This is a genomic window from Algoriphagus pacificus, assembly GCF_017254845.1.
Lineage (GTDB): Bacteria > Bacteroidota > Bacteroidia > Cytophagales > Cyclobacteriaceae > Algoriphagus > Algoriphagus pacificus.
Map to the genome: position 1 here is coordinate 149,663 of NZ_JAFKCU010000008.1, position 25,436 is coordinate 175,098.

A 25,436-nucleotide genomic window follows, 5' to 3' on the forward strand; every position below is an offset into this window, starting at 1 on the left:
AAAATTATAAACAAAATTATTTAAATCTATGAAACAAGCATTAGAAAAACTTCAAGAAGTCAACAAGCTTCTTTCAGATAATGCGAAGGAGGAAAAAGAATTGGGGTTACTACATGGAAAATTAGGATTGATTATTTATTTTTTTCAATTTGGAAGAAAAACGAATAATCATTTATTTCTGGAAGTTGCAGAAGACCTAGTAGGAGAACTTTTTGAAAAACTGAATCAAGCGAAGCTATCTGCAGATTTCGAAAATGGATTCGCTGGTATTGCTTATGGAATTAGTTATATGGTGAATTCGGATTTTGTGGAAGCTGATCTTGACAATACTTTATCTGACATTGACGATAGAATTTTTAAATACATCGAAGAACAAAATAACAAACTTCCTGCGAATTTGCAGCGTGGAATAATCGGTTACTTGCTTTATAGTCTAAACCGACTAGAATATTCTTTAAAATCAGGCCATAAAACGAATATTCTAATATTTCAAAAGCTTTCCGCTAAATTACTCAACCAACTTGGCCAATTGATTGAAGAAGAAAAAATTCAAGATAGGGAGCCACAATTGTTTAATATTTTTTGGGATTTACCTCTGGTATTAATTGTATTGGCTAAGGCAAAAAGTTTAAATGTGAACACTTCTAAAATAGACCGTATTTTGGATTACCTGCTTCCAAGTTTGCTTTCACTTTTACCGAATCTACATAGTAATCGATTGTATCTTTTATTGGGAATAGAATTATTCCTCAAGGAAAAGAATATTCCTGAGTTAAAAAAACATGCCATATTTTTAAAAGAATCTATTGATTTGGAATGTATATTCAACAATGAATGTAAAAATCTGAATATAAAAGTAATGGATGGTGTTAGTGGCTTGAAACTTATAGGCGAAAAGCTGGCAGAAATAACTGGTGACAATTATTTTATTCCAAGATATGAACTGATTTTCAATAAAATAAATAATGCTGTTTGCTGGGACGAAACTGAATTTTATAGCCCATTTAAAAAAAGCATTGGTTTAGTTTCCGGTTTGTCAGGAATTGGTTGGACTTTATTAGAGAATAAGTGTTCTAATTTAGACCGTGTAAAAGTTATAAATTCTGATATTGTTAAACCTTGATTCCATGAAAAATTTAAACTTAAGTGATTTTACATTCTTGATTCCTCTTAGAATTGACTCTATTAATCGTTTGGAGAATACATTGGTTAGTATAGATTATATACTATCAAATATTGATACTAATATAAAAGTATTAGAAGCTTCAACGAGGAATACAGAGTTGTTATATAGGTTGCTTCCTAAATGTGTAAATTATAACTTTGTTGAAGATCTTGATAATGTCTTTCATCGGACTAAGTATATAAATCAATTAGTTAGCTCTGTCGATACTGAATATATTGTAGTATGGGATACTGATATTATAATTCCAATTGATCAAATTCGGCAATCTGTAGAATTGTTGGAAAATAGACAAGCTGATTTTGTCACCCCCTTTAAAGATAAATTTTTGGATACTTCTGAAATTTTGCGAGATATTTTTATACAATCCCGTGATATTGAAATTCTAAAAATACATCAGGGTAAAATGAAAGCTTTATATGCTCCAAATCCAGTTGGTGGAGCATTTTTGGCACGTAGGCAAGCCTATTTAGAAGCAGGAATGGAAAATGAAAAATTCTATGGCTGGGGAAGGGAAGATGGGGATCGTATAAATCGTTGGAAAATATTGGGGTATAACCACCGACATATTAAAGGAGTTCTTTATCATCTTACTCATGAACGTGGATTAAATAGTTCATTTCATAGTCCCAACCAAGATCTAAAAAAAATGACTGAGCTTTACAAATCAATTAATATGTCAAAGGAGGAACTCAAGAAAGAAATTTTAAATTGGTAAGAAAATTTATTAAATTCTGGATCCAGGTGTTTTTATTTAAAATTTCAATTAAGGTTTTAAGTAGAATTTAAAAAAAGCCCACTTTTTATTTTTTAACTGAATATTAACTTTTAAAAAATGGATTTTACCTTGTAAACTTTATTTATCTTTTTTTGTTGAAATTTTAGGAGGAATTGGGCCAAACTCATTAAAAATCTTAATTAGGACTAATATGATTCTTCTCCTCATTGGGGTTTTAATTTGACTTTTACAGTTCACCTTGCTTTATTTTTAAGCTCTATAAAAATTAACATTTGAAAAATAAACCTAAGATTAAAAACTTGAATTTTACAGAAATTTCCCACCCTTTGTTTACTACGCAAAGGACTACTTTGTTTTTCTACATTTGATTGCTGCAATAAAACATTTTTTTCTTCTTATAAAGGACAGGTTTCTGAGGGTTTCATTTTTCGAAAAATTGCTTGTGCTGGAATTTATACTTGAAAAGTAAATGGTTTTGAATACGGTGAACGGTTTAAATAGAAAAAAATATCTATTGTACTTTTTTAGATAGAGTAAAACACTGCTTTGGTAGGAGTTCCGATCTAGAAGTTGTAACGGCTCTTAATCAAATAAAAATCAGAAGAGTTCCTTTAGAAATGATTTAGATCCTCCCATAAAGAAGGATTTTGTGAGGTTTCTTAAAAATCAGATTTAAAGTAAATCGGACCCGGACATCTTTAATCTGGTTGATTGTGGATATTTCGTGAAGATATCATTTCTAAAATCTGGAATCTCTCCTAAAAGAGCCCTAATCATAATAAATGTAAGTCAGCTGAAGTTTAAGGAACTATAGCTATTTCAAGCGAAGAGTTTGAAATTTATAAGTTAAGTGGTGTATGAAAGTATTTTAGGAGATTTATAAGTGACGTTTATTTTGGAATTCTCCTATGTAGATTATATAGTAAATATTTACTGAAGATTAGTAAAAGAGGTATTGAGACTTTGTGATGATTTTAAGAAATTTATATGGTAGTGATGATTACGCATGTTTGTAAGTGCCTCATCAGAATAAATTATTTAATAGTGAAACTTTTAAAACAAATGAAAACATGGGAAAATTGAAATTAGGAAAATTAGAACTTTCTAAAGAAGAAGTCCTTGACAGAAATGAGTTGACAAATATATATGGTGGTTCTGGAAGCGGACCCTCATCTTATTGTGTCAGTATGTATGTAATTAGGAGTTGTAATACTGAATATGGATGTGATGGATGGACTATAGGTTGGGCTACAAATAATTGCTCAGTTAGACCAAATGGTGGTGCATATAATGGGGCTGAATATTTTGATGCGGCGGAAGATGAAGGTTATAACATTTCAAGTTGCACGAATTTTTCATGGATGGCTTGGTGAGAAAAGCATTTAAAGGAGAGGGTAGGATTGATAAAAATGCTACCCTTCCTTCTAAGAGAATATTATTTTCATTGATATTAATTTTTTTATGTGGCATTCATTGCCAGACAATTTTTGGGCAGTCCATTTCAGGATCTGTCATGGATTTTGAAAGCAAAGAGCCACTCGTCAATTCTTACATTTTTATCAAAAATTATCCAGAATTCAATTGGATTACAAATGATGAAGGTGCTTTTTCAATTAAATTCCCAGAATCAATAAAAAATGACACACTTGTAGTTTCTTTTTTAGGATATAAAAGCAAGGTAGTTCCTTTACTTTCATTAAATACCTCCGGTGTGAAAATAGAACTGGATAGATTGATGATCGCTTTGGACGAAATAGTGGTTAGGCCAGAGACATTTCAAATTGAAAATTTAATAAATGATATTTTAGAAAATTTGGAGAGAAATTATCCTAGTCAAAGTCATCAGCTATCAGGTTTTTATAGGAAGATTTCAACCGATTATAACGAGTTTACAGGTCTTGTTGAAGGTGCTGTGACGATTCAGGATGTGGGGTATTCAAAAAGTATTTCAAAATCAAGAATCGAATTAAATTCTTTAAGGAAAGGAGATGACTTAGCAGAAGTAGATTCTGTATTTTTGGATTATCTTGATAAGTTAGAAGCGGGAATAGTAAAAGAAACAGGTGTTAAGCCAATTTCTAATGATCTTATAAGTTTATACAGACAAAATCCAGCCCGCGGAGCTTATCTTGAGGACGCCCTTTTTACCGAAAAAGGTTTGCGAATGGCTTTAATTGGAATTCCTGAAATTCCTGTTTACCATGAAATTGTAGGATATGAGGTAGTTGAAAAGGATACAGTTTTTCAAATAGTTTTTGGTAGCACAGATCCTCCAATTGGTACTTCTTTTATAAAAGTAAACAGTAGGGACTTTGCCGTTGTGGAACTTCAGCAAAAAGTTTTTTTAAACGCCGATCGAACGGATTACGATGAAATTTTTGTGAAATATGGGAAGGTCAAAGAAAAATATTATCCAGAGAAAATTGTTTATAAGAAAATGCGTTTAATTAATAGAAATGTAGGGGGGCATTCTATGGATATTCACACCTACTGGTTTGATGAGGTTAATACCGGCAAGTTTAAAAAAATTCGAAAAAAAGATGTAGAAAAAGCTGATGAGATTATAGGATCCAAAGTAAAAGAATACAATCAAGATATTTGGATCAACAGTGAATTTCTGAAAAAACACCCCCTTGATTCTGCAATAATCCGAAGTTTGGAGCGGTTTAGAAGCCTAGAAGAACAATTTAAGAGCAATGGAAAAAAATAATCAGTTATTAAATAATGCTCTTATTTGGATTATTTGCCTTGGAATTTTGAGTATTAGTTTTTTTGGCTGCAAACCTAAACAAAAGGCTCAATATCAGGTTGTGCTAGTTTTAGAAGATTCTTTAGTTTACGATTTTTTGAGTAAAAAGAAAGCAACCTTTCATTTTCAGGAGGTGAACTCACTAGTAGATAGAATCGATTTTCCCCCAGATACATTTTTCTACCATTTTACGATAGAAGTTTTAAACGATTGGACAGAGGTGGTCTATAATGAAAAGGAACAACATGTTTACAGTTATATTTTTCAAAAGGGAGATACTGTTTTGATTAATATTAATGAAAGACGGCCTTGGATGGAAGTAATCAACAGAACTACAAAAGAATACGATGTCAATTGGGAAGTCATGAAAAATCGAAATTTGCTAAAGCGGAATCAGACTGGCTTGGAAGATTTTTATTTCCTTTGGAATTCATCTATTAACTCCTTTATTGATGTAAATATGAAAGGTGAGCTCTTAAAGGCTAAGGTGAAGGCTAATAATGAATTGAGTAGGGAGAAGGACTGGATAGATTCTTTGGTCAATGAAGGATTACTTTCAAAATCTTACGCAAACCTATTTTCAGAGAGAAACAGATTTGAAAATTATAAAATTGGTTTTTTTGATATTCGAAATGGGTCATTTGATGCAGTTAATGCAATTCAACACTTTTTAAGCGATAGTACATTCGAAAAGGGTCATATTTATGTAAATGAATATGCCGATTTCCTTTTGACACAGTTAATAAATCAGCATCAAGATAATACTGATGAAATAATTGATGATGCCTCCAAAAGCTATTTTTCCCAACTATTGTTGTATAAAATACTAAAATGGCAGCTTAATAAGCTTTCTTTTGCAGAGATTGATCGATTATTAGCGGAAAATGCGTCCAAATTGCCAGCAGAGTGGAATTCGGAATTGCGAAAGCCAATCGAGAAGTTACTTATCCAAGATACTGATATGGAACTGAAGGGAATAGGTGAAAAAATGTTGGGTTTTGATGAAGTTCTTGATCAAAAAATCGGGATGTATGTGTATGTTGATCTTTGGGCAGCTTGGTGTATTCCATGCATTCGTTCTTTTCCAGAATCCCGCTCTCTTCAAGATGAATACCATAATAAAGGTTTGGAAGTAGTATATCTTTCTGTCGACAAAAACCATAAATTTTGGGAAGAGGTAATTCAGAAATACGATATAGCGTTTCCTGATCGCTCATATATCGTCATGAATATCGACGAATCAGCTTACCTAAAGGAAATAAATGTTGAATTGATCCCAAGGTATATTTTGTTCGATCCTCAAGGGAATTTGATTCATCCAAATGCACCAAGACCAGAATCTAAAGAAATAAGGGTTTTGCTAGATAGTCTTACTTCAGATTAATCTCGATTGTAGTCATTGCCAACAGGTGACTTCATTTAACAAAACTTCAAAGCTATCTGTTGACTAAAAAACTGAGCTACAGTTGAGAAAAACTAATAGCAATGTAATTTGGGTAGGAATAAAGAATATTTAGAATGGATATTGATTTAAATAGACAGCAAGATAACTAAGCTTTTGTTGCGTGTATATAACTTAATCTTTAGGGTTTGTAGGATGGAACTACTTTTAGGACGTATTTAGGAAGTTTAGATTCTTATGTATTATTGTTTATTTGAAACGATATCATGTAAGAAAAAAAGATTACTTAGGTTTTATCACCGCCCGGCAATTTCCAATATGATTATCCTAGAACTCTTTAGTTAGTTCCTAGATTTTCATTCCCCTTTCCCGGCTCATTTAGCTTCTTTTCCATTTTGTTTTCAGTTTAGTTTGGAGATAATTTCCTCTGCCAACATTTCATAGTCTTTTGATTCATTTGATTCAAGGGCATAGTCGAAAATTCTTTGTCACTTCCAAATTTCCCTTTCCCACTTCTGTTTTCAATGTGACCATTCCGGTTCGCACTTCCACACTTTTGAGCTTCATCAAAAACGATAAACGTCATGAAGATCGAAGCTCAGAATCTCAGTTTTTCCCGAAATGTCCCACCCTCCCTAGAGCAGGTAAAAGCCTACTTTGATTTTCTCCATGTGCCTGCTGCAGAGGCTGAGGTTTTCTATTTCTATTACCAGGGAATGGATTGGAGAAATGAAATGGGTTCTGCAATTCAGGATTGGGTGATGGCAGCAGATGAATGGGTCTGGAACCTGGAAAACTGAGGTTTTTCAAATCGTAAATAATTCTAACCATCTACAACAAAACACGCTTTTGATGGCAGGTATTGCATTGCGTGTTTGCAATGAGCAAGATGTAGGATTGTCTGACGCCAATCCGATCTTGCCCACCGCTGCCGGAGTTGCGGTAGGGATAAAATTTCTCCGAAGTCGAATTTTATTATCCTCTGAACTGTGAAAAAAAGATCAGTCAACTATCCGATACGTAAGACCATTCGATTCACTCAATCCGAAGCTGAGAAACTTAAAATTCTACTTCATAAAAGCGCTTATTGCCAGACCTTGAGTGAATTGGTTAGAGAAGTTCTTTTCAAAAGAAAATTGACAGTGAACACTAGAAACAAATCTGTGGAGAAGACTCTGCTTGAATTAGGTTTGCTCAGAAATGAACTCAATAAAATCGGAGTGAATATCAACCAGATTACGCATTATTTCCATTTACAGGCTGATCCTAAAGAGCGTCAGTTTTTTGTCAGGGAATTGCTTCCTCATTTGGATCGTGCCAAGACAAAAATAGATTCGTTTCATCAGTTAATTGAAGGATTGAAATTCTGAGCTTTTGGTTGCTAAAATCATCACCGGAAAGACTATTGGAGGAGTGATCCGGTACAATGAACAGAAGGTAAAACACGGACAGGCAAAACTACTCCAGATGGGAGGGTTTGCGGTTAAAAATCTTACTGTGAATGATAAGATTCAAATATTTAAACAGGTGCAGAAATTGAATAAAAGGACGAAAACAAACACCGTTCATATTTCGCTCAATTTCTCTCCAAAGGATAAAGTAAATGAGTTTACACTTCAAAGGATTGCGGAGGATTATCTGAAAGGTATAGGGTTTGAAAATCAACCTTATTTACTCTACCAACACTTTGACGCAGCCCATCCACACATTCATCTGGTGACTACCAACATTACCTGGGAGGGGAAGCGGATCGAAACACATAATCTGGGGAAAATCAAATCAGAAAAAACCCGGAGAGAAATTGAAGGTCGATACCAGCTTGTAAAGGCTGAGGAGCAGCGAAAGCAGAAAGTCAACTTACTCCAATCATTGGAGAAAGCTGCTTATGGCAAACGGGAAACAAAAGCTTCCATATCCAATATTGTTCAGGAGGTGATTCGGACCTATCAGTTTGCATCGCTCCCTGAGCTGAATGCTGTGTTGGAGCAGTTCAATGTATGTGCATACCGGGGTGAAAAGGAAAGTGACATGTTCAAAAAAAGTGGACTGGTCTATTCTATTCTGGATGCTGCTGGGAATAGGGTTGGAGTACCTGTAAAGGCCAGTTCAATCTATTCCAGTCCTACCTTACCTAGACTCGAAAAAATGTTTTTTCGGAACAAAGAGGCAAGAAAGCAACATCGGGAAACGCTCCGGGGCCAAATTCAAGAGGTGTTGAAAAGTTGTAGTTCCTTGGATGAATTTACCAGCAGACTTAGACCAAAAGGAATCAAGCCAGTATTCAGGATCAATGAAGAGGGAAGATTGTATGGGGTGACTTACATTGATAATGTAAACCGATGTGTATTTAACGGGTCTGCTTTAGGAAAGGATCTTTCAGCCAATTCCCTTTCTGCTAGATTTTCATTGAATGCTGACTTGCCTTATGATTTGGAAAGAGAGCAGGAGGTGAAAATGGGTTGGCATGGAAATGAGCCTGGGAAAAGAACTCAATTAGTGGAATCCTCTCCAAATTCTTATCAGACCGAAGACCCAACTCCTTATGAGCTAAAGCAGAAGAAAAAGAAAAAACGCAAAAAGCGAATTCAATAAACTAAGTGGATGCAAACAGGTGAAAATACAGAAGGGCTCAGAAAAATCCTTGATTTGACCAGAAAGGCAAGCATTGGAATGCTTTGTCTGCACTACTATTATTACTGTTATCCTTCATTCATCGAATGGGGTTTGACCCATGCCATTTCCGAAAGGCTTCTGGTGACTATTCAGGGTACAGGCCTGTTTAATGAATTCTATATTTCCAAAGTATTTGCCCTGGTACTTTTGATGATTTCATTGATCGGAGCGAAAGGCAAAAAGGATGATAAACTCAAAATGGCCCAGATCCTATGGCCGATTAACATTGGGTTTGTATGCTATGTGGTTAGCTTTTTTGTCTTTCACTTTCCGTTAAATGAGGATTTGGTGAGTATTCTTTACATATCAATCACCACCCTTGGATTCATTCTTATCTTGAGGGGAGGAGCTCTGCTGAGTCGCTTCCTGAAGAACCGATTGGATCAGGGTGTGTTTAATTATTTAAATGAGACATTTCCCCAGGAAGAGCGTTATCTGGAAAATGAATACTCAATCAACCTTCCAGCCCAATATAGACTGAAGGAAAAGATCCGTAAATCATGGATCAACATTATCAATCCTTTCCGTGCCTTATTGGTGGCAGGAACACCAGGTTCCGGAAAAAGTTACTTTATAATCCGTCACGTGATTACCCAGCATATCAGAAAAGGTTTTTCCATGTTTGTCTATGATTTCAAATACGATGACCTGTCACGAATCGCATACAATACGCTTCAGAATAATTTTTCAGCTTATCCTGTAAAGCCCGAATTCTACACCATCAATTTTGATCGGCTTTCCCATACACATCGTTGTAATCCCTTGGAGCCAGATTCTATGTTGGACATAACAGATGCTTCTGAATCTGCCCGTACCATTATGCTGGGACTGAACAGGGAATGGATCAAAAAGCAGGGGGATTTCTTTGTGGAAAGCCCGATTAATTTTTTGACGGCAATCATCTGGTTTCTGAAAAAACACAGGTATGGGAAATACTGCTCGCTTCCCCATGTGATTGAATTAATGCAGGCGGATTATGAGAAATTGTTTACAGTGCTCCGAACAGAACCTGAAATTGAAGTGTTGGTCAATCCTTTTGTCTCTGCATTGGTCAAAAAGGCATTTGATCAATTGGAAGGACAGGTGGCAAGTGCCAAAATAACCATGGCTCGCCTTTCTTCTCCCCAATTGTATTATGTGCTTTCAGAAAGTGAATTCACGCTGGATCTGAACAATCCTGATGCACCTAAAATTATCTGTATGGGGAATAATCCTCAAAAGCAACAGGTGTATGGAGCAGTCCTCTCTCTTTATATTTCAAGGATTGTGAAATTGGTCAACCAAAAGGGAAAACTTAAATCCAGTCTGGTGTTTGATGAGTTTCCAACAATCTATTTTAATGGAATAGATAACCTTATCGCCACAGCGCGATCCAATAAAGTGGCTTGCTGCCTAGGAGTCCAGGACTATAGCCAACTCAGGAAAGATTATGGGAGGGAGCAGGCCGATGTGATTATGAATACGGTAGGGAATTTCATTAGTGGCCAGGTATTGGGGGATACTGCTAAACAGCTTTCGGAGCGATTTGGAAAAATCATCCAAAATAGGGAGAGTATTTCAATTAACAATTCAGAGACCTCTATAAGTAAATCAACCCAACTGGATCAAGCTGTTCCTGCATCCACTATTTCAGCGCTATCCTCTGGAGAATTTGTGGGGATGGTTGCTGATACTCCGGACCAAAAAATAGCTTTGAAGGCTTTTCATTCAGAAATCATCAATGATCATAGTGCATTGAAGCGGGAGGAAGAAAGCTTTCAGCAGATCCCCAAGGTGCGGGAAATATCCCAAGAACAGGTTGAAGAAAACTATCGAAAAATCAAGCGTGAGGTAGAAGAGATAATCAGAATGGAAATGGAACGGGTGTTTGACACTCCTGAGTTAGGACATTTGATTATTAGGGGGTAAGAAGTTAAAGGAAGTTTTTTATCGGTGTGCATTTCATGGCAACTTACAAAGTCATAAAAGTCCTCTGTTTGCAGCCTTTATCTGAATTAATGCATGGATGAATGGCAACTGATAGATTATCCTGGCTTTCCTAAATCTTGTGATAGTTGGTACCGGGATCTGTTCGTCCAAAGCCAACTAATTAAAACATTTGGTATATCTATTGATTCAATTTAGTTTGACTAATAATTATTTTTTACGATATTATGTGACCAGTTGATTTTTATCTACTTATATGCATTTACCGATACTAACTTTTCTGGATATTATTAAACTCAATGACTTCGACTGGGATCGAGCTTATGAGGTATTGAATTACCATCTTGATAAAGGGGGTCTCCAAAAGGAAATCCAGCCAGGGGAGCAGGTAATCTATCACAATTCTTCCGGGATTGAAAAAAATCAATTGTTATATAATACACTATTTTCCACGCAGGCAGAAAACAATAAGGCCAAGCAACCTCGCCGAAAACGAATAAGTCGGTCTACGATTAATGGGGATTTTTAGGTATATCCTTAAAGGAATTTTAGTGTCAACATTTATGCAATGAATGAAATTTGAGTTGAATAGATTACCAGTATTGCCATGAAGAAGACATTTCCAATTTTATGTTTAGCCATTCTATTTTTTTCTTGCTCGTCCAGTCCGGAAAATGCCGTGAAGAATTTTACTGAAAATATTTCCAAAGGCAGGGTGGAAGAAGCTAAAAAGTATGCAACCGAAACTACCGGGGATATGCTGGATATGGCAAGTGGAATGGGAATTATTCCTGTTGATCCGGATTATAAATTTGAGATGTTAAATGACTCCATTGTAGATAACAAAGCTTGGGTAACCATTTTGAATACTAATGGTAGTTCAGAAGTGATTGAGACCGTAAAGATTGATGGGGAATGGCTCGTGCATATGAGGCCTAAGTTCTAGATTCCTTTTGACAGTTATTGTGTTTTTGGAATAAGTTAGAAGCCTTATTGTATTGGCCTCATATGGGTTATTCAATAGTGAATAGTGGGTACTTTGGTGATTTTGGCAGCCGTTTGGTTATTAATTAGTTAGTGGAAATTAATTCTTTTCCTTATGAACAACTTTCCTAAAACCCCAGAAGAAATTGGAAGATTTATGAGAATGATGCCTTATGTTTTGGTGGCAATTCCTATTGTCTGGCTGATTTTTCTCTATCTATATTTTGCAACAACCTATTCAGAAGCTGTTTCTCCTGGATTTTTGGCAATTACACCAATAGTGTATGTTTTTCTTCTTAAAAAACATTTTGAATTCAAGAAGCTAAGGTGACTTGATCAAAAGGGCCATGTACCATTTTGGATGCTATTTTTGAATGAAATTGGTCGATTGTATTAAATTTTATGACTATTAGTTTGGTTTTTATTTCCTTAAATAAACTAGATGGACTTAAGGACAGTCAGGCAGGTCTTCCAATAAATTGTGAAGAAATCCATTACCGGTGGCAAAAAGGGAATTTGGATTTTCTGAGGTAACGATGACTGGTATTTCCGCAAAGTTTTCCACAAGATAGAATTCAAAGTTACCAGACTGAATTCCTTCCACGGCTTCTTTCACAGTAATCTTCCATTTCTCTCCCCTTCCATTGACTCCACCGATATGGGTGATTTCCAAAGGATTATTTTTGGAAGAGGTTTTCTGGGTACAGAGAATTCGTAATCGGGTCATTCATTACTTGTTTTTACTCGGCAAAGATACTTTTCAATCTCTGAATCATACAAGGGCAAAAGGCGATTACAGATTGGAGAATCTAATAGCTGAGATTACTGCAGTTTCAACGAAGTTGTATTTTGGACTCTTATTAATTAACTACCTGAAGATGGTTTTATTTCAATGGGCTGAGTGGAAGGGGATATTATTACTGCATGTTATGCTCTGCCTAGTTTGGCACCTTTTTCCTTCAATATGTCCAAAAGGAATTTTGCATCATCTTCTTGGTGCTGTTGAATCATTAATCTGATTGCTCTACAAAGTGATCTGAGTTCTTTTCCTCTTTGCAGTCTTTCAAATGGGAAAGGATTCAGATTCCTGCTGATCAATAAATCCAATTTGGTTTCAATTCGCTGCTCCAATTCCTTTAAATCCTCTAAAATATAAACCCAATTCATTTTGTTTATGATATTAACAATTGTTTGTTGATTAAATTATCATAAAATTTTACATTAAAAAATCAATAAAATTTTAGGTGACATCCTGGAGTCCTTTTCAATTTAATAATCTATTTTCAAAGGCATTTATTAAAACTTTAGAACTAAGTAATAGCAATATGAGTAATCAAAAACATGGGATTCCTGCCTTGGTATCTCTTTTTATCCCAGGTTTGGGCCAATTGATCAAAGGTGATTTTATCAAAGGAATTATGATTTGGATATTTGGTGGGCTTGCAGTAATTTTTCTATGGTGGACAGTGATCGTTCCCCTGATTATTTATATATGGAACGTTTATGATGCCTATAATTCGAATTAAGTGTCCTAACACCAAATTGCTTCCATGAAATTAACGAAAGAAAAAGTTGGTGATCGGGATCTTCTAATCAAGGAACTGATTGCAAATAATTCAAAAATTGCATCAGTGGATGATATGAAGAAAGTTCTTTTTCCAAATGAACCTGAGCCATATTTGATTTCTATGTTTCATCATCTCAATGGACATAGGCCGAATCTTCTTTATTAAGAGCCAGAACCAACTCCAGAGTTATTCTGGGTTAATCATTATTTGCCTGCTTTCTATTTCAAAGGTGGATTTAATTCAGTTTTTGAGGAGCAAGAAAAAGAGAGGCAGGAAGTAGCGGAAAAGAAGAGGCTGGAACTGGAAAAACTTAAATTTGATGTCAAGAATACCAAAAGGATTTACTATACCTATTGGTGGAAGTTAGGATTTACACTGATTGGTTTTGTTTATGTGGTGATTCATCTTGTTACCTTGCTTTTAGAAGAGGGGGGATAGAATAGTATGGTAAATCCAAACTTTTTCAAACTTCTTGTATAGTTTTGAGCGGAATTTAATTTATGCCCACTTTAGACAAATCAAACTTGGAGATAGCACATGGATTTTATTTGAAGTCAAATAAAGAACAGATTTGGATTCAGGTAAAAATAGGATTTATTGCTTTACTGATTCTCGCGTTGGTTTTTCTGATTTGTTGGATAATTGGATTTTTTCTCCCTTTGATTATCGCCATTCCTATTACACTCTCCCTAATTGCTCCTTTTTTTGATGTGCCCTCGCTAAAAAAGAGCGGAGATTTGGTTTATTATTCTCATTTGTTTCTTTCTGAAAAGGTAAAAAATGGAAAAATAATCGTTCATGGGGGTACGTTGTTTGATTATGTTTTTGCGATAGATCGTAGCCTTAATGACAGGGAAAGAAGTACCTTGATTATAGGGCAGTACCTAGAAGGATTGGTCAAGCTGATCGATCAGCTGCAAAAAAATAATTCGGAGAACCTGACTATTCGTGGCACCAGTTATATCATCAATGAGAGGACTGCCCAAAAATTAGGGTTTAAGGTCATTCAGACTGATTTTTTGCAACAATGTATTTTGATATACAATTATTTCAACCTAGTCTGTGCCAATTCACTTGCAAAAGGGAAACTCACTTTTCCAAAGCTAAATGAAATACAAACTTTTGAGGCAGGATTATATGACCTGCTGGAGAGAAGGGATTTTATCAATAGTTTACATTTAAAATTGACAAGGAAAAATAATGGAAAGCGACATGATGCAGCCACATGAACTAGGGATTGATTTGGGTGGGACGAAGGTGCTTTTGGTGGCAGGAAAGGTTCAATTTAAAGCTCCTACTGGAAATAGCTTTTCACCTATCAGGCTTAAGGCTATACTAAAGGAGTTTATCCTCGAAAACCAACTTCATCCTACAACAATTGGGATCGCCGTACCAGGACTGATTCAGGAGAATAAGGTAATCGCCTGTGATGTGCTACCCGAGTTTAACGCATGGAACCCAAGCTTGGACTGGGATGATATGCCTTATACCTTTGGGTTGAGCAATGATGTGAAGGCTGCGCTTTATGGGGAATTCCCAAAGATAAATGATGAATTTTGTGGAGGTATCATCATGGTGGGTACGGCTATAGGTGCTGCATTTGTATCCAATGGGCATGAGATCCGTGGTAGTCAAGGCTGGGCTGGGGAATTGGGTTATTTTCCTATACCTACTGTCAATGGGGTAAAAAGGCTCGATGAATTATCTGGAGGTCAGTTCCTGGCTGATAAATTGGGTCTGAACCCAGGCGTAATGGCCAAAAGGGCACTGGATGGTGAGCAGATTGTCCTTCAGGAGATCCATAAAGCCGGACAATATCTGGGGCTTGCTATATCGGGTATCATAAATTTATTGAACCCAACACAAATAGCGGTTGGTGGAGGAACTTTAGGCTTGCGAGGCTATTGGGATGCTATGAGCAACATGGCGAAGGAAAATACCATTCCCTCTTTTTGGAAGGAAGGTATCCTAAGAAAGGTTCAAGCTGGGGAGCAAGTGGCTGCAATGGGAGCGGTAAGAAGGTTACGATCATAGCGTAAGAAGGAAAACGACCTTTTTGGCAACTCCTTCACTTTAAAGAAGTAATCTTAAATATCTTTTGTTATAAAGTTGTCTATTATTATATACGATTGAATGTGGCCTGCATGATTGGATAGGAGCTTGTTTCTAATTTTGTATTAACCTAATTAGGTTTGAGTCATTAAATTTTTCCACCCATGGATTACTCCTCTTTGATCAAAAAATGCAACAGGCTCAGTGATTTCTCTGAACCTATTTTGAACAATATCATGTATTATGCAGCTGAGAGAAACAAGCTGAGCCAGCGTTTTGACCAGATGGTCAAAAGGCATAAAAAGATTTTTGGAAGACTGGATCCTGCAAATCAGGCGTTGTTCAAAACCCAGTACATCATTCATGAACTATTCAAAAACAAGGGCATAATCCATAAATACCTCAACCATTCCCAGATCAAAGCTTTGCCAAAGGAGGAGTATGACTATCTTCAGAAGCAGGCAGAAAATCCTTGGAGATTTACCTTTTGGTCTGTGAGAAGTAATCCTTCTCCGGATTTTTTTGAGGCTGTGGATATTTTTACTGGAGAGGAGTTTTTGTTGTATTCACCAGGGGCCAGTCGCACATTGCTGGAGATGAACGTGGTGACATTTGGAGGATTGATCAGTACAAATGGTGATTGCTATCAGACATACGGCCCTTTGATGGGCTTTTCCAGTTTTCAGGCAGATGATATTTTCTTTTATGCAGGGGAGCTTGATCATTCGGTTGAAACGATAAAAGACCTGACCGGGTTGATCGAAAGGGACCTGTTTTACTTTCTGTTGCTTTCAGTGTACTCCGCAATCCCCATGGTGCAGCACCACGGTCATGAAATCCTTTATGTCCTTTCGACTATGGACGCCAATAGGTTTGAGATGGATGCTTGGAAAACCGCCTTCCGTGTAGAGTATTCAGATGAGGTATTTAAGATGAGCCTGTTTGAACTTGAGGGATTTCCGCATTTTGCCTGTGTGTATTTTGATGAAAAGGAAGAAGAGATGACACTTAGTGCCATGACTGATTTTGGGTATGATCAGTTGGTCAAGGAATTGAAAAAGCTGAGAATTGAAGCCCCGGATGAACCGTATATCAGATTGCATATCTCCATGAAGACTGCTATAGAAGAGATTACGGGAAGAGAACCCATGTTGCTTCCATTTGAGGATTATTTCAATCAGAAGGGGGAGCAGGAAAAGAGTCCGGAACTGAATGCATTGAATGATTTCCTTGCAGAACTGATGCCGGCTATCAATTCCAAAGCAAAATTTGATCTTGATGAATTGATCAGTAGGACGGGAGCGGATCCTGAAGCTGCCAGGGAGATTTATGGGGATTTAATGAAGAGGCTGAAGAGGTAAGGTAGACAGAGGGGGACATAAGTGGACTTTAAATTTCTTTTTCCAGTAAACAAGTGTCTTTAGCTGCAATCATGCTTATCTATTAATATGAAGGCTGCGTCCAAGGCGGATTGTTTAGATGATTAATCCATCAAGGGACTTTTTAAATCAGACAACTCTCGAGGAAATTTTTTGCTCCGTGAGATCATTTATCAGCTTTGGAAAAATACTTGAAATGTAAAAATAGTGTGTATTAAAAGTGAAATTTGCATAAAAATCGTAAATTTTTACTCTAAAATTGCACATGTATGCTTTTTTAACGTAAAATTGTATTTAAATCGTAATGCCATGATCGTTCATTTTTCAGTTAAGAATTTCCGGTCTATCAAGGATCGTGTTGATATCAGTTTTGAGAAGACGGGGTTAAAAGGATTGCCATCAAACTATTTTGCAGCACCTGGCAAAACCCAGCTGCTCAAGACTGCAGTTCTTTATGGGCCAAATGCATCTGGGAAAAGTTCCGTACTCCAAGCATTCAAAGCCGTAGAATATTTAGTGGTTCAATCTGCAGGGTTTAGACCGGACCAATCCATTCCACCCTATGAGCCGCATTTATTGGATAAAGGTCTCAGAGAGGAGGCAGTAGAGCTTGACATCGTTTTTTATGGTCAGGACAGGGTGAAGTATGAATTTAAGCTAGCCTTTCTTGAAAAGAAGGTGATAAAGGAAGAAATGTATTTTTATCCTCACGGAGTGCAGTCTGTCCTGTACCAACGTGGTTCAGGTAAAGAGATGAAGTTTGGGGAGAGCTACAAAGGCGCAAAAAAAGCTATTGAAAAACTTTTGCTCCCAAATCAGCTGTTTATTTCAAAAGCATCGGAAAACAATGTGGAATCCTTATTGATACCGTATCATTTTTTCGATCAGGGCATGATGGTCTTCCCTTTTTTAAACGAGGATCATGAATCCAATCTGACAAGACTCTATGCTAGGCGCTTGGCAGAACAGCAGGATTCTGGATTTACCAGAAAGTTGAATGCCTTGATCTGTGCCTTGGACACAGGAATTTTATCAGTTTCTTCCAAGGAAGTGGATTCAAATAGTTTTAAATTTCCTGATAATGTACCTGACGAAATCAAACGTAAAGTGCAAGAAGATTATAAATACGACATCAAGACTTCCCATCCCTTGTACGATGGAGGGAAACTGGTAGGACAGGAACATTTTGATGTGGAAGAGGAATCTACAGGGACCAAAAGCCTTTTAGTGATAGGTGGGATTATTTTGGATTCATTGGAAACAGGCAGAGTGTTGGTGGTGGATGAGTTTGAGAAAAACCTGCATCCATCCATTACGAGTTACCTGATTAGTCTTTTCCACAACTCCCTGACCAATCCAAAGAATGCGCAATTGATCTTTGCAACGCATGATATCACCCAACTTGCAAATGGGGCGTTTAGAAGAGATCAGATTTGGTTTACGGAGAAAAATGAATTTGGGGCTACTGAATTATATGCATGTTCTGATATCAAGGGAGTTAGGACTGAAAACCCCTTGGACAAATGGTATGCTTCTGGGAAATTAGGTGCAACTCCGATTATTAATGACGTGGATTTTTTGATCAAAATGCAGGAAGATGTCCTTGAGGAGACCGAATAGACGGATTTTGATTTTATGTGAGGGAGTGACCGAAAAACTCTATGCAACTTCACTCCGGGCAGAGTTAGGGAGAAATCTTCAGAGAAGTATTGCCGTGGAGGTAGCACAGGGAGATCAGCAGAATCCGTTGGATCTGGTGCGGGAGGCTATCGGAAAGAAGAAAAAAGCCAGAAAGGAAAAGAATCCATATGATGACATCTGGATATTCTTTGATCATGACAACTGGCCACAGTTGAGAGATGCTTTTCTGCTAATCGAGAAAGAAGAATTTAAGTTTTCTTTTACCGCCCTTTGTATGGAGCATTGGTTTATCCTTCATTTTGAAGAATGCGGAAGGGCATTTCAGCGGGGAGAAGATGCACTTAGTCATCTTCGAAGGTTGTGGCCTCAATACCATAAAACCAAACTGAATCACTTTGGTGAGCTGAAAGGGAGTCTGCAAGTAGCCACAGAACGTGCTATTAGAATGAATAAAAGGCAAGAGGAAAATGCAATCACGGAGAAGAATCCCTATTGTACGATACCGGATCTGATTTCTTTTTTTCAATCATTGGAGGACGGGTAGATGGTTAATATTACTGCCTATCTTACTAATATTCAATCCTGAAGGCGAAGCGACGCAGGGTGAAAGTGATTCTAAATCAGTCAACTTATTCCATGAACCTGATCCCCTAAGATGCATATGTATGCACCTTCTTTTTACTAAGTGGGAAGAGATCAGGCTAAATGGTCAAATTCAAATTGGTATGAATAGTAGAATGGAATTTAAAAACCCACCCAATGCCGAGAATATTATAACTACACCCAGATGGGGATTTTGGTAAAATCTTCATTTACAGTAATTAAACGGGTATCTTAAAAGTAAAATTTAGACATTTGAGGTAAGTAGTTTAGCTGTGATTCCCCTATGAGGCGGCCTATTGAATACTGCACTGTTAATTGAAAAGTAGAAATACTGTTACAAAAATCTACACTAAATATCAGAATCTCATGAAGTTCAAATGGGGTATAGAAATAATGAGCCAGTGATGTGAACCACAGCAATTCGGGTTAGAATCCTAAAAATCACTTACTTTTCTTCCTGTTTTCCCCACAAATACCCAGTGCTGGGTATTTATAGGATCAGAATTATTCTTTTCTTACTATTCTGATAAAATTATTGGGAGGTACCTTAATTTCAATTAAGAGTGAAATTAGAGTTGTCAAACAAAAGCTAATTCAATCATTTCAATGAAATCTCTTTTAAAATCATTCTTTTTTTCATTAATACTCTTTTTTAGTAAGGGGTCTTTTGGTGCTGAAATTTTCAGAGTCACCAGTGATGTATTTGTCAGAACAGGAATAGGAACTACCCATGAGCCCCTTGGAGTGGCAAAGCAAGGCGAGCAGATCTTAGTTCTGGATAAATCTAATAAGAACTGGTATAAAGTTGAATTTGAAGGAAAAGTCGGATACATCTCAAGAAAATTTGTCAGTTATGTAGAGCCTGTAGTACCTGATGATGTAATAGAAGGGCCTGTGATGGAACAGAAAGAGTCTTATCCCTTTGCAGGAGTATTGATTTTATTTTTTGCTTTATTTCTTATTGTAGAAATCAACAGAAGGATGAGAAAAAAGCGAATCCAAAAAAGCATGAAAAATTTTCAAAACTCTCATCCAGAATTCAATAGTGATAAAGAAAGTAACGTTTATTTAAGAGAAAATACCCTTTTAAGAACTCTTTCTCCCACTTTGAGAGAGTTGATGAATAAACAAATGATAAATGATATAGATTCTGGGGATGATTCTATCATTGACGTTACTAATGAAAGGCCTTCTCTGATACCAGAAAATGAGAGGAGAAGTTTCATGCAGGTTCCTATTTGGAACCATAAGTACATTTATTCAAAATCTGATTTAAATTCTGCAACTTCTGAGCAAAAGATATTCTATCATCATTTTAAACAGAAATTTTTAAATGGTACTTCTTTGGATCTCCTTGGAAATACTAACTATGCCTTCGTATTACTTTTTGATTTATTGGATGATTACAGAAATCATCAAAACTTCAATTTGTTGGAGTCTCAAATCAATAATCTAGGAAACCATTATTACAAGACCAGATCCTACGGTATTCGTTTTCTAAAGGATATAAAAAAGGAATTAGGAATCATTCCTGGAGATATTGGAAGTGAGGCAATCCAGAAATTGGAATCGAAATCTGGGGATGTGGTATTTTATGATTCTGAGCCTGATTATTACTATTGGAAAGTTGGGAGTAAGTACAAAGAAAGGCTTGGACTAAAGGATGAGGAGGTTATTTTACTAAATAAGCTTTGGGAGTCTACCACTAACTTCTGTGGCATTGAATTTTGTTATTTTCAGGTGATACGCCTTTATCTGGATTCCTTAGCAGCATTCAGCGAACAATGTGAACAATCTGGATCCAGTCTGGAGGAAGAATTTTTAGTAGCCTCTGACCTGATTGCTAGAAAAATCTTCAAGTATCGAAAAGGAAGTGCTAATTATAAGATGAGTATTAAAAGTACATCTGACGAATTTTATTCCACGCTTTTTAAACTATGTGAAAATGCTGTTAGGGAGCATTATGGTCACAAAAGAAAGTTAAGCACAGAAATCCGATATTCAGATCCGTCGATTAGCGAGCAGTTTGAGGCTAAGATATCTGCTCCGTTTTCGAATGTGGTTAAAGAGCTTATTGTGAAGATTCCTGAACCGGATGATGTAACACAAAAAGAGCTCAATGCGCTCAACACCAACAGGTGGAAGGATGAATTTCAAGAACTTTGTGAGAGTTTCACAGGCGATGAAAAAAAGTTTATTAATGAAATCATCGCTTTGGGTGACCTAAATGACAAGAATCCTTCTATTGAAAATATTTTCTATGAGGCATCAAAATTTATTGCCAATAAACACAAAGAATCCTCATTGATTCTTTACATGCATTATCTGCACCACGATTTAAAGTCTGCCAAATTTGACAATAAACAACTTACCAAGACAATCCAGCGGAATCTGTTTAAGTCACAAGAGCAAATTGACCAGTTCCAAGCTATTGTAAATGACTTTTTGAAGGATCATAACCTCGGAAATGCTGTCAGTGCAGTTTCAAAGCTTTATGAGGTTAAAAGAAAAAGAATAAAGCTGGATCGGGATTCTATTGAAGAAGTAAGGCAGCAACATGCAGGAACAGTTGAGCTCCTAAATGAATATCTTCAAGATGAGGAAGTAGAACTAGGTTTTAAACCCGAAGAAGAAGTTGCTGATCAAGATATTGAAATTCATTTAGACACCAACCAAAAAGATAAAAGTGTGAGTTTCTTAGAAGAAATTGAATTCAAACCAATCCATTATTCTACCCTGGAATTATTCGCTAAAAATAGCTTTACAATTTCCATTAGCGATTTGGAACAATTCGCAAAATCAAACGGGGTCTTTCGAAACCAACTTGTCGATAGCATAAATGAGGCTTGCTATGAAGTGCTAGATGATGTTTTGATTGAGGAGGAGGAAGATTTTTATACCATCGAAGAGATGTATTTTCAGACTATTACGAACAATTAACTATGAATATTAAACCAAAAGAAGCCACCTCAATTGTCAATTCACTCATCGGTGGAGTCGTGCCCAAAATTGGAGTTCAGCATATCACCGTGGGTAGATCTTCAGAGATCAATGCGATGGTCACTGCATTGGAAGAAGTGAAGAATGGCCATAGCATGGTCAAATTCTGGATTGGAGACTTTGGGTCAGGAAAATCTTTTATGCTGCACCTTTTGAATACAGTTGCATTAAAACAAAAATTTGTTGTGGCCAATGCTGACTTTACACCCGACAATAGGTTGTACTCAAATGACGGTAAAGGAGTGGCGCTTTATTCTGCAATCATGGATAATATTGCTATTCAGACCAAGCCTGAAGGAGGGGCATTACCTACACTTCTTGAAAAATGGATAGAGCAGATCATAGCCAAGACCGCTGAAGAGAATGCGCTTCTTCTGACAGAGATTAGAAATGAAAAGTATTTGGGTCTTATACAGAATAACATTATGAAAACCATCAACGAGATAACCGAGGTTGGTGGGTTTGATTTTGGAACTGTAGTGATGAAGTACTATGAGGGTTATATAAAAGATGAAGAGAGCCTTAGGAGAAATGCCCTCAAGTGGTTAAAAGGAGAATATAAGACCAAAACAGAAGCTCGTCAGGATCTGGGAGTTCGTGAAGTGATAAATGATCTGAACTATTATGATATGCTAAAGAACTTTTGCAAGCTCTTTGTCAGCATGGGGTATAGCGGTTTTATGATCAATTTGGATGAAGCCATTAATCTCTATAAAATTTCGACCTCGACGATGAGAGAGAAAAATTACGAGAAGATTCTTACGATCTACAATGACTGTTTTCAGGGAAAGGTGGGTAACCTGTTTATCAATTTTGCCGGAACAAAAGAAGTCCTTGAAAACCCAAGAAGAGGTTTCTTTAGCTATGATGCGCTCAAAACTAGACTTTCAACCAACAAATTTGAAACAGCGGAAATTAGGGATTTTGCGCAGCCAGTAATTAAGCTACTTCCATTGGACCACAACGAAATATTTGTATTACTCAAGAAGTTGAAAGAGATATTTGATTTCAATTATAAAACCCAAATTGAGATATCAGATGATGAAATCCAGCAATTTATGGAAGAACTGTTCAATAAGCCTGGAGCATCCGAGTTCCTTACACCTCGTGAGGTCATTAGGGATTTCTTAAATATCCTCAATATCATCAGACAAAACCCTGATGTAGATAAAAGCATTCTTTTCGGTGAAATGGAAGTGTCCGATGAAAGGCCTGATGAATCGGCACTTGATGGGATTGAGGAACTGTAATGAGTTATCATATGCTATCAGAGCCTATCCGAAGGTTTATCAGGGATAAAGGATGGGAAAGTCTAAGGCCAATCCAGAATGTTGCGATCACGAAGATCATGGGAACTGAGGAAAATTACATCCTCATCTCAAGAACAGCTTCAGGAAAAACGGAGGCGGCATTTCTACCGATTTTATCCAAGGTCAACTTTATGGACAAGGGAATTCAGGTATTGTATGTATCACCACTTATAGCCCTGATCAATGATCAGTTTGCCAGAGTGGAAGACCTCTGCAAATACCTGGATGTAAAAGTCACCAAATGGCACGGAGAAGCTAACAGAACAATCAAAGAAAAACTGGTTAAAGACCCTAGTGGTATTATCCTGATTACACCGGAATCTTTGGAAGCCATGTATGTTAATCGTCCTTATCAGGTGAGGACACTTTTTTCTGATCTTAGATATGTAGTAATTGATGAGATCCACTCTTTTATAGGAACGGATAGAGGCATACAGCTTCAGTCAATTTTATCAAGGCTCCAGCAAGTAAACAATTCTAGATTTTCGATAGTAGGCCTATCGGCCACAGTGAGTGAAGCGAATAAATTTCTGGAAGTAAAATCCTTCACGGGAGATGTGGATCATACTAAAATTCTCATTGATAGAACCCCAAAAGAGATAAATGCTGTTTTCCGTTTTTTTAAGTCAGAGGGGGAAGAGCTGCCCCTAGAATTGTTGAAGGATTTATACCGCGAGACCAAAGATTCAAAAGTCTTGGTTTTTCCTAATAGCCGAGGCAGGGCCGAGGAGGTGGCCGTCAAACTGAAAAAGATCTCAGTTAAGGTAAATGGGCACCCTAATTACTTCTCTCATCATTCTTCTGTGGATAGACAGGTTAGGGAGTATGTGGAATACTTTGCAAAAAACAATAAGCATCAGAGCTTTTGTATTTCATGTACTTCTACGCTGGAATTAGGAATTGACATCGGTTCTGTGGATGAGGTGGTGCAGATCGATTCCACCCATAGCATTGCATCTTTGATCCAGCGGGTAGGAAGAAGCGGCAGAAAAGATGAACAGCAAAGCAATTTGTTCCTCTATGCTACTGATCGTTGGAATTTACTTCAATCAATAGCTTGCTGGTTATTGTACAAAGAGGGGTTTATAGAACCTCCCCAAATCACCGAGAAACCATTTGATATTTTACTGCATCAAGCACTTTCTATTGCTAAGGGGTATTCAGGACTGCCTATCTCAGAGTTAATTGACCAACTCTTTAATAATTCCGCCTTTAGCGCTATTGATCAAAATGAGATCGAGGAAATCATTGATCATTTGATCGAAATTGATTTACTGGAAAAACTTAGGCAAGAGGTTATTATTGGAGTAGAAGGTGAAAAGGTTGTAAACAGTAGGGATTTTTACAGCATGTTTCAATCTGAGGATAATTTCAAGGTGGTCAATGCAGGTAACAATATCGGTGAGGTGCCCTATTCTCCACAGTTGGTGGAAAATGAAAACATTTTGCTTGCAGCCAGTATCTGGAAAATCAAATTTGTGGATGAGCAGGCAAAGCGCGTAGAAGTTGTCCCTGCACATGATGGTAAAAAGCCAATCTTTTTTGGTGGGGCTGGTACCATACATCCGAAAGTTCGGGAGAAAATGTTTGAATTACTTTATTCTACCGAATCCTATGACTTTCTGGATGAGCCTAGTGCTATTGAATTAAATATACTCAGGAAAGACTTCTCTGTCTTTGATATAACAGATCAAAGATCCCAGAGACCATTGAAAGTATCAGAACAAAAGCTTGAGTTATTCACCTTTACAGGAAGTCGTATTAATAGAACCATTCAGTTTTTATTTGATATGGCGGGAATTCCCACCATTTTGGACGAACAGAAAAGTGTACTGGAAATTAAAATTACCGAGGAAGAATTTAACGCATGCTGGGGTAGCTGGAATGATTCACAAGTTGTACTGGATCTAAAGATTCAACAAAAAGTGGAATCCAGCCCTAGTATTATGAGCTTTTCCAAGTGGGCAATATACTTACCGCTTTCTTTTCAAATAAAGATACTTAAACAGAAGTACTTTGATTTCGAATCAGCAGAGAAGTTGCTAGATCAAATGAAACCAGTTTGGAATGGAAGATATACTAAAAGTTAAATCTTTTTGGGGTAATATTAGTATCCCTTTTACTGAATTGATGATCAGCAAAATGTTAAAATGGTAGATTGTTATTTGAAAGAAAAATCCTGTTTACGCAAGGATACTGAGGTATGGTCAGCATCCTATGCGCTTAA

General features: G+C 36.8%; 24 protein-coding genes. 22 read left to right on the forward strand and 2 right to left on the reverse strand.

What is annotated here, in order from left to right:
- The first annotated feature begins 28 nt into the window (after positions 1 to 28).
- From J0A69_RS21525 to J0A69_RS21575, 11 genes are all read left to right on the forward strand, one after another.
- Complete coding sequence (locus J0A69_RS21525) at positions 29 to 1,123, forward strand: lanthionine synthetase LanC family protein (protein WP_206588698.1); 1,095 nt, start codon at positions 29 to 31, stop codon at positions 1,121 to 1,123.
- Between the two features lie 4 nt (positions 1,124 to 1,127).
- Positions 1,128 to 1,901, forward strand: coding sequence for a galactosyltransferase-related protein (locus tag J0A69_RS21530; protein ID WP_206588699.1), 774 nt, complete (start codon positions 1,128 to 1,130; stop codon positions 1,899 to 1,901).
- Positions 1,902 to 2,992: 1,091 nt separating this feature from the next.
- Positions 2,993 to 3,295, forward strand: coding sequence for a hypothetical protein (locus tag J0A69_RS21535; protein ID WP_206588700.1), 303 nt, complete (start codon positions 2,993 to 2,995; stop codon positions 3,293 to 3,295).
- Positions 3,280 to 4,632: a carboxypeptidase-like regulatory domain-containing protein gene (locus J0A69_RS21540; protein ID WP_206588701.1), complete on the forward strand. Its 1,353-nt coding sequence runs from the start codon at positions 3,280 to 3,282 to the stop codon at positions 4,630 to 4,632. The genes J0A69_RS21535 and J0A69_RS21540 overlap by 16 nt, the downstream gene beginning before the upstream one ends.
- A gap of 172 nt (positions 4,633 to 4,804) precedes the next feature.
- Positions 4,805 to 6,055, forward strand: a complete 1,251-nt coding sequence (locus J0A69_RS22755; protein WP_206588702.1) for a TlpA family protein disulfide reductase — start codon at positions 4,805 to 4,807, stop codon at positions 6,053 to 6,055.
- Positions 6,056 to 6,657: 602 nt separating this feature from the next.
- Positions 6,658 to 6,873, forward strand: a complete 216-nt coding sequence (locus J0A69_RS21550; RefSeq protein ID WP_206588703.1) for a hypothetical protein — start codon at positions 6,658 to 6,660, stop codon at positions 6,871 to 6,873.
- Positions 6,874 to 7,062: 189 nt separating this feature from the next.
- Entirely contained in the window at positions 7,063 to 7,443 is a 381-nt protein-coding gene (locus J0A69_RS22690; RefSeq protein ID WP_206588704.1) for a plasmid mobilization protein, read from the forward strand.
- A gap of 4 nt (positions 7,444 to 7,447) precedes the next feature.
- The gene (locus tag J0A69_RS21560; RefSeq protein WP_206588705.1) at positions 7,448 to 8,665 is read left to right on the forward strand and encodes a relaxase/mobilization nuclease domain-containing protein; all 1,218 of its coding nucleotides are present in this window, start codon (positions 7,448 to 7,450) and stop codon (positions 8,663 to 8,665) included.
- Positions 8,666 to 8,674: 9 nt separating this feature from the next.
- On the forward strand, positions 8,675 to 10,654 hold the full coding sequence (gene mobC, locus J0A69_RS21565; RefSeq protein ID WP_206588706.1) for a conjugal transfer protein MobC: 1,980 nt from the start codon (positions 8,675 to 8,677) through the stop codon (positions 10,652 to 10,654).
- A 625-nt stretch (positions 10,655 to 11,279) separates the two neighbouring features.
- The gene (locus tag J0A69_RS21570) at positions 11,280 to 11,618 is read left to right on the forward strand and encodes a DUF4878 domain-containing protein (protein WP_206588707.1); all 339 of its coding nucleotides are present in this window, start codon (positions 11,280 to 11,282) and stop codon (positions 11,616 to 11,618) included.
- A gap of 153 nt (positions 11,619 to 11,771) precedes the next feature.
- Positions 11,772 to 11,987, forward strand: coding sequence for a hypothetical protein (locus tag J0A69_RS21575; protein WP_206588708.1), 216 nt, complete (start codon positions 11,772 to 11,774; stop codon positions 11,985 to 11,987).
- A gap of 117 nt (positions 11,988 to 12,104) precedes the next feature.
- Here the strand turns inward: J0A69_RS21575 and J0A69_RS21580 are convergent, their stop codons facing one another.
- Together J0A69_RS21580 and J0A69_RS21585 are read right to left on the reverse strand one after the other, a co-directional pair.
- Positions 12,105 to 12,383 (reverse strand): hypothetical protein, encoded by a 279-nt coding sequence (locus tag J0A69_RS21580; protein WP_206588709.1) that lies wholly within the window; start codon positions 12,381 to 12,383, stop codon positions 12,105 to 12,107.
- Positions 12,384 to 12,583: 200 nt separating this feature from the next.
- Positions 12,584 to 12,823 carry a hypothetical protein gene (locus J0A69_RS21585; protein WP_206588710.1) on the reverse strand — a complete coding sequence of 80 codons (240 nt, stop codon included), beginning with the start codon at positions 12,821 to 12,823 and terminating at the stop codon, positions 12,584 to 12,586.
- Positions 12,824 to 12,981: 158 nt separating this feature from the next.
- Between J0A69_RS21585 and J0A69_RS21590 the strand changes: the two genes are divergently transcribed.
- The 11 genes from J0A69_RS21590 (at position 12,982) to J0A69_RS21640 (ending at position 25,299) form a co-directional block, all read left to right on the forward strand.
- Entirely contained in the window at positions 12,982 to 13,182 is a 201-nt protein-coding gene (locus J0A69_RS21590) for a hypothetical protein (protein WP_206588711.1), read from the forward strand.
- Positions 13,183 to 13,206: 24 nt separating this feature from the next.
- A complete protein-coding gene (locus J0A69_RS21595) occupies positions 13,207 to 13,389 on the forward strand; it encodes a hypothetical protein (protein WP_206588712.1) in 183 nt (60 codons plus the stop codon).
- Positions 13,390 to 13,431: 42 nt separating this feature from the next.
- Positions 13,432 to 13,662: a hypothetical protein gene (locus tag J0A69_RS21600; protein ID WP_206588713.1), complete on the forward strand. Its 231-nt coding sequence runs from the start codon at positions 13,432 to 13,434 to the stop codon at positions 13,660 to 13,662.
- A gap of 62 nt (positions 13,663 to 13,724) precedes the next feature.
- Positions 13,725 to 14,453 carry a hypothetical protein gene (locus J0A69_RS21605; protein ID WP_206588714.1) on the forward strand — a complete coding sequence of 243 codons (729 nt, stop codon included), beginning with the start codon at positions 13,725 to 13,727 and terminating at the stop codon, positions 14,451 to 14,453.
- The gene (locus J0A69_RS21610; RefSeq protein ID WP_206588715.1) at positions 14,425 to 15,258 is read left to right on the forward strand and encodes an ROK family protein; all 834 of its coding nucleotides are present in this window, start codon (positions 14,425 to 14,427) and stop codon (positions 15,256 to 15,258) included. The genes J0A69_RS21605 and J0A69_RS21610 overlap by 29 nt, the downstream gene beginning before the upstream one ends.
- 182 nt (positions 15,259 to 15,440) lie before the next feature.
- A complete protein-coding gene (locus J0A69_RS21615; protein WP_206588716.1) occupies positions 15,441 to 16,637 on the forward strand; it encodes a hypothetical protein in 1,197 nt (398 codons plus the stop codon).
- 327 nt (positions 16,638 to 16,964) lie between these two features.
- Positions 16,965 to 18,275 carry an AAA family ATPase gene (locus J0A69_RS21620; protein ID WP_206588717.1) on the forward strand — a complete coding sequence of 437 codons (1,311 nt, stop codon included), beginning with the start codon at positions 16,965 to 16,967 and terminating at the stop codon, positions 18,273 to 18,275.
- A complete protein-coding gene (locus J0A69_RS21625; protein ID WP_206588718.1) occupies positions 18,253 to 18,840 on the forward strand; it encodes an RloB family protein in 588 nt (195 codons plus the stop codon). The genes J0A69_RS21620 and J0A69_RS21625 overlap by 23 nt, the downstream gene beginning before the upstream one ends.
- 665 nt (positions 18,841 to 19,505) lie before the next feature.
- A complete protein-coding gene (locus tag J0A69_RS21630; protein ID WP_206588719.1) occupies positions 19,506 to 21,839 on the forward strand; it encodes a tellurite resistance TerB C-terminal domain-containing protein in 2,334 nt (777 codons plus the stop codon).
- Between the two features lie 2 nt (positions 21,840 to 21,841).
- Positions 21,842 to 23,149: an ATP-binding protein gene (locus J0A69_RS21635; protein ID WP_206588720.1), complete on the forward strand. Its 1,308-nt coding sequence runs from the start codon at positions 21,842 to 21,844 to the stop codon at positions 23,147 to 23,149.
- A complete protein-coding gene (locus tag J0A69_RS21640; protein ID WP_206588721.1) occupies positions 23,149 to 25,299 on the forward strand; it encodes a DEAD/DEAH box helicase in 2,151 nt (716 codons plus the stop codon). Before J0A69_RS21635 ends, J0A69_RS21640 begins: the two co-directional genes overlap by 1 nt.
- The last annotated feature ends 137 nt before the right edge of the window (positions 25,300 to 25,436 follow it).

Excerpts from the sequence above, each read along its gene's own strand:
- J0A69_RS21540 (WP_206588701.1), top strand. The coding sequence starts at position 3,280 with ATGGATGGCTTGGTGAGAAAAGCATTTAAAGGAGAGGGTAGGATTGAT.
- mobC (WP_206588706.1), top strand. The coding sequence starts at position 8,675 with ATGCAAACAGGTGAAAATACAGAAGGGCTCAGAAAAATCCTTGATTTG.
- J0A69_RS21575 (WP_206588708.1), top strand. The coding sequence starts at position 11,772 with ATGAACAACTTTCCTAAAACCCCAGAAGAAATTGGAAGATTTATGAGA.
- J0A69_RS21620 (WP_206588717.1), top strand. The coding sequence starts at position 16,965 with ATGATCGTTCATTTTTCAGTTAAGAATTTCCGGTCTATCAAGGATCGT.
- J0A69_RS21585 (WP_206588710.1), bottom strand. The coding sequence starts at position 12,823 with ATGAATTGGGTTTATATTTTAGAGGATTTAAAGGAATTGGAGCAGCGA.
- J0A69_RS21640 (WP_206588721.1), top strand. The coding sequence starts at position 23,149 with ATGAGTTATCATATGCTATCAGAGCCTATCCGAAGGTTTATCAGGGAT.
- J0A69_RS21580 (WP_206588709.1), bottom strand. The coding sequence starts at position 12,383 with ATGACCCGATTACGAATTCTCTGTACCCAGAAAACCTCTTCCAAAAAT.
- J0A69_RS21630 (WP_206588719.1), top strand. The coding sequence starts at position 19,506 with ATGAAATCTCTTTTAAAATCATTCTTTTTTTCATTAATACTCTTTTTT.
- J0A69_RS21635 (WP_206588720.1), top strand. The coding sequence starts at position 21,842 with ATGAATATTAAACCAAAAGAAGCCACCTCAATTGTCAATTCACTCATC.
- J0A69_RS21550 (WP_206588703.1), top strand. The coding sequence starts at position 6,658 with ATGAAGATCGAAGCTCAGAATCTCAGTTTTTCCCGAAATGTCCCACCC.
- J0A69_RS21605 (WP_206588714.1), top strand. The coding sequence starts at position 13,725 with ATGCCCACTTTAGACAAATCAAACTTGGAGATAGCACATGGATTTTAT.
- J0A69_RS21615 (WP_206588716.1), top strand. The coding sequence starts at position 15,441 with ATGGATTACTCCTCTTTGATCAAAAAATGCAACAGGCTCAGTGATTTC.
- J0A69_RS21525 (WP_206588698.1), top strand. The coding sequence starts at position 29 with ATGAAACAAGCATTAGAAAAACTTCAAGAAGTCAACAAGCTTCTTTCA.
- J0A69_RS21535 (WP_206588700.1), top strand. The coding sequence starts at position 2,993 with ATGGGAAAATTGAAATTAGGAAAATTAGAACTTTCTAAAGAAGAAGTC.
- J0A69_RS21595 (WP_206588712.1), top strand. The coding sequence starts at position 13,207 with ATGAAATTAACGAAAGAAAAAGTTGGTGATCGGGATCTTCTAATCAAG.
- J0A69_RS21530 (WP_206588699.1), top strand. The coding sequence starts at position 1,128 with ATGAAAAATTTAAACTTAAGTGATTTTACATTCTTGATTCCTCTTAGA.
- J0A69_RS21610 (WP_206588715.1), top strand. The coding sequence starts at position 14,425 with ATGGAAAGCGACATGATGCAGCCACATGAACTAGGGATTGATTTGGGT.
- J0A69_RS21570 (WP_206588707.1), top strand. The coding sequence starts at position 11,280 with ATGAAGAAGACATTTCCAATTTTATGTTTAGCCATTCTATTTTTTTCT.
- J0A69_RS21625 (WP_206588718.1), top strand. The coding sequence starts at position 18,253 with ATGTCCTTGAGGAGACCGAATAGACGGATTTTGATTTTATGTGAGGGA.
- J0A69_RS21590 (WP_206588711.1), top strand. The coding sequence starts at position 12,982 with ATGAGTAATCAAAAACATGGGATTCCTGCCTTGGTATCTCTTTTTATC.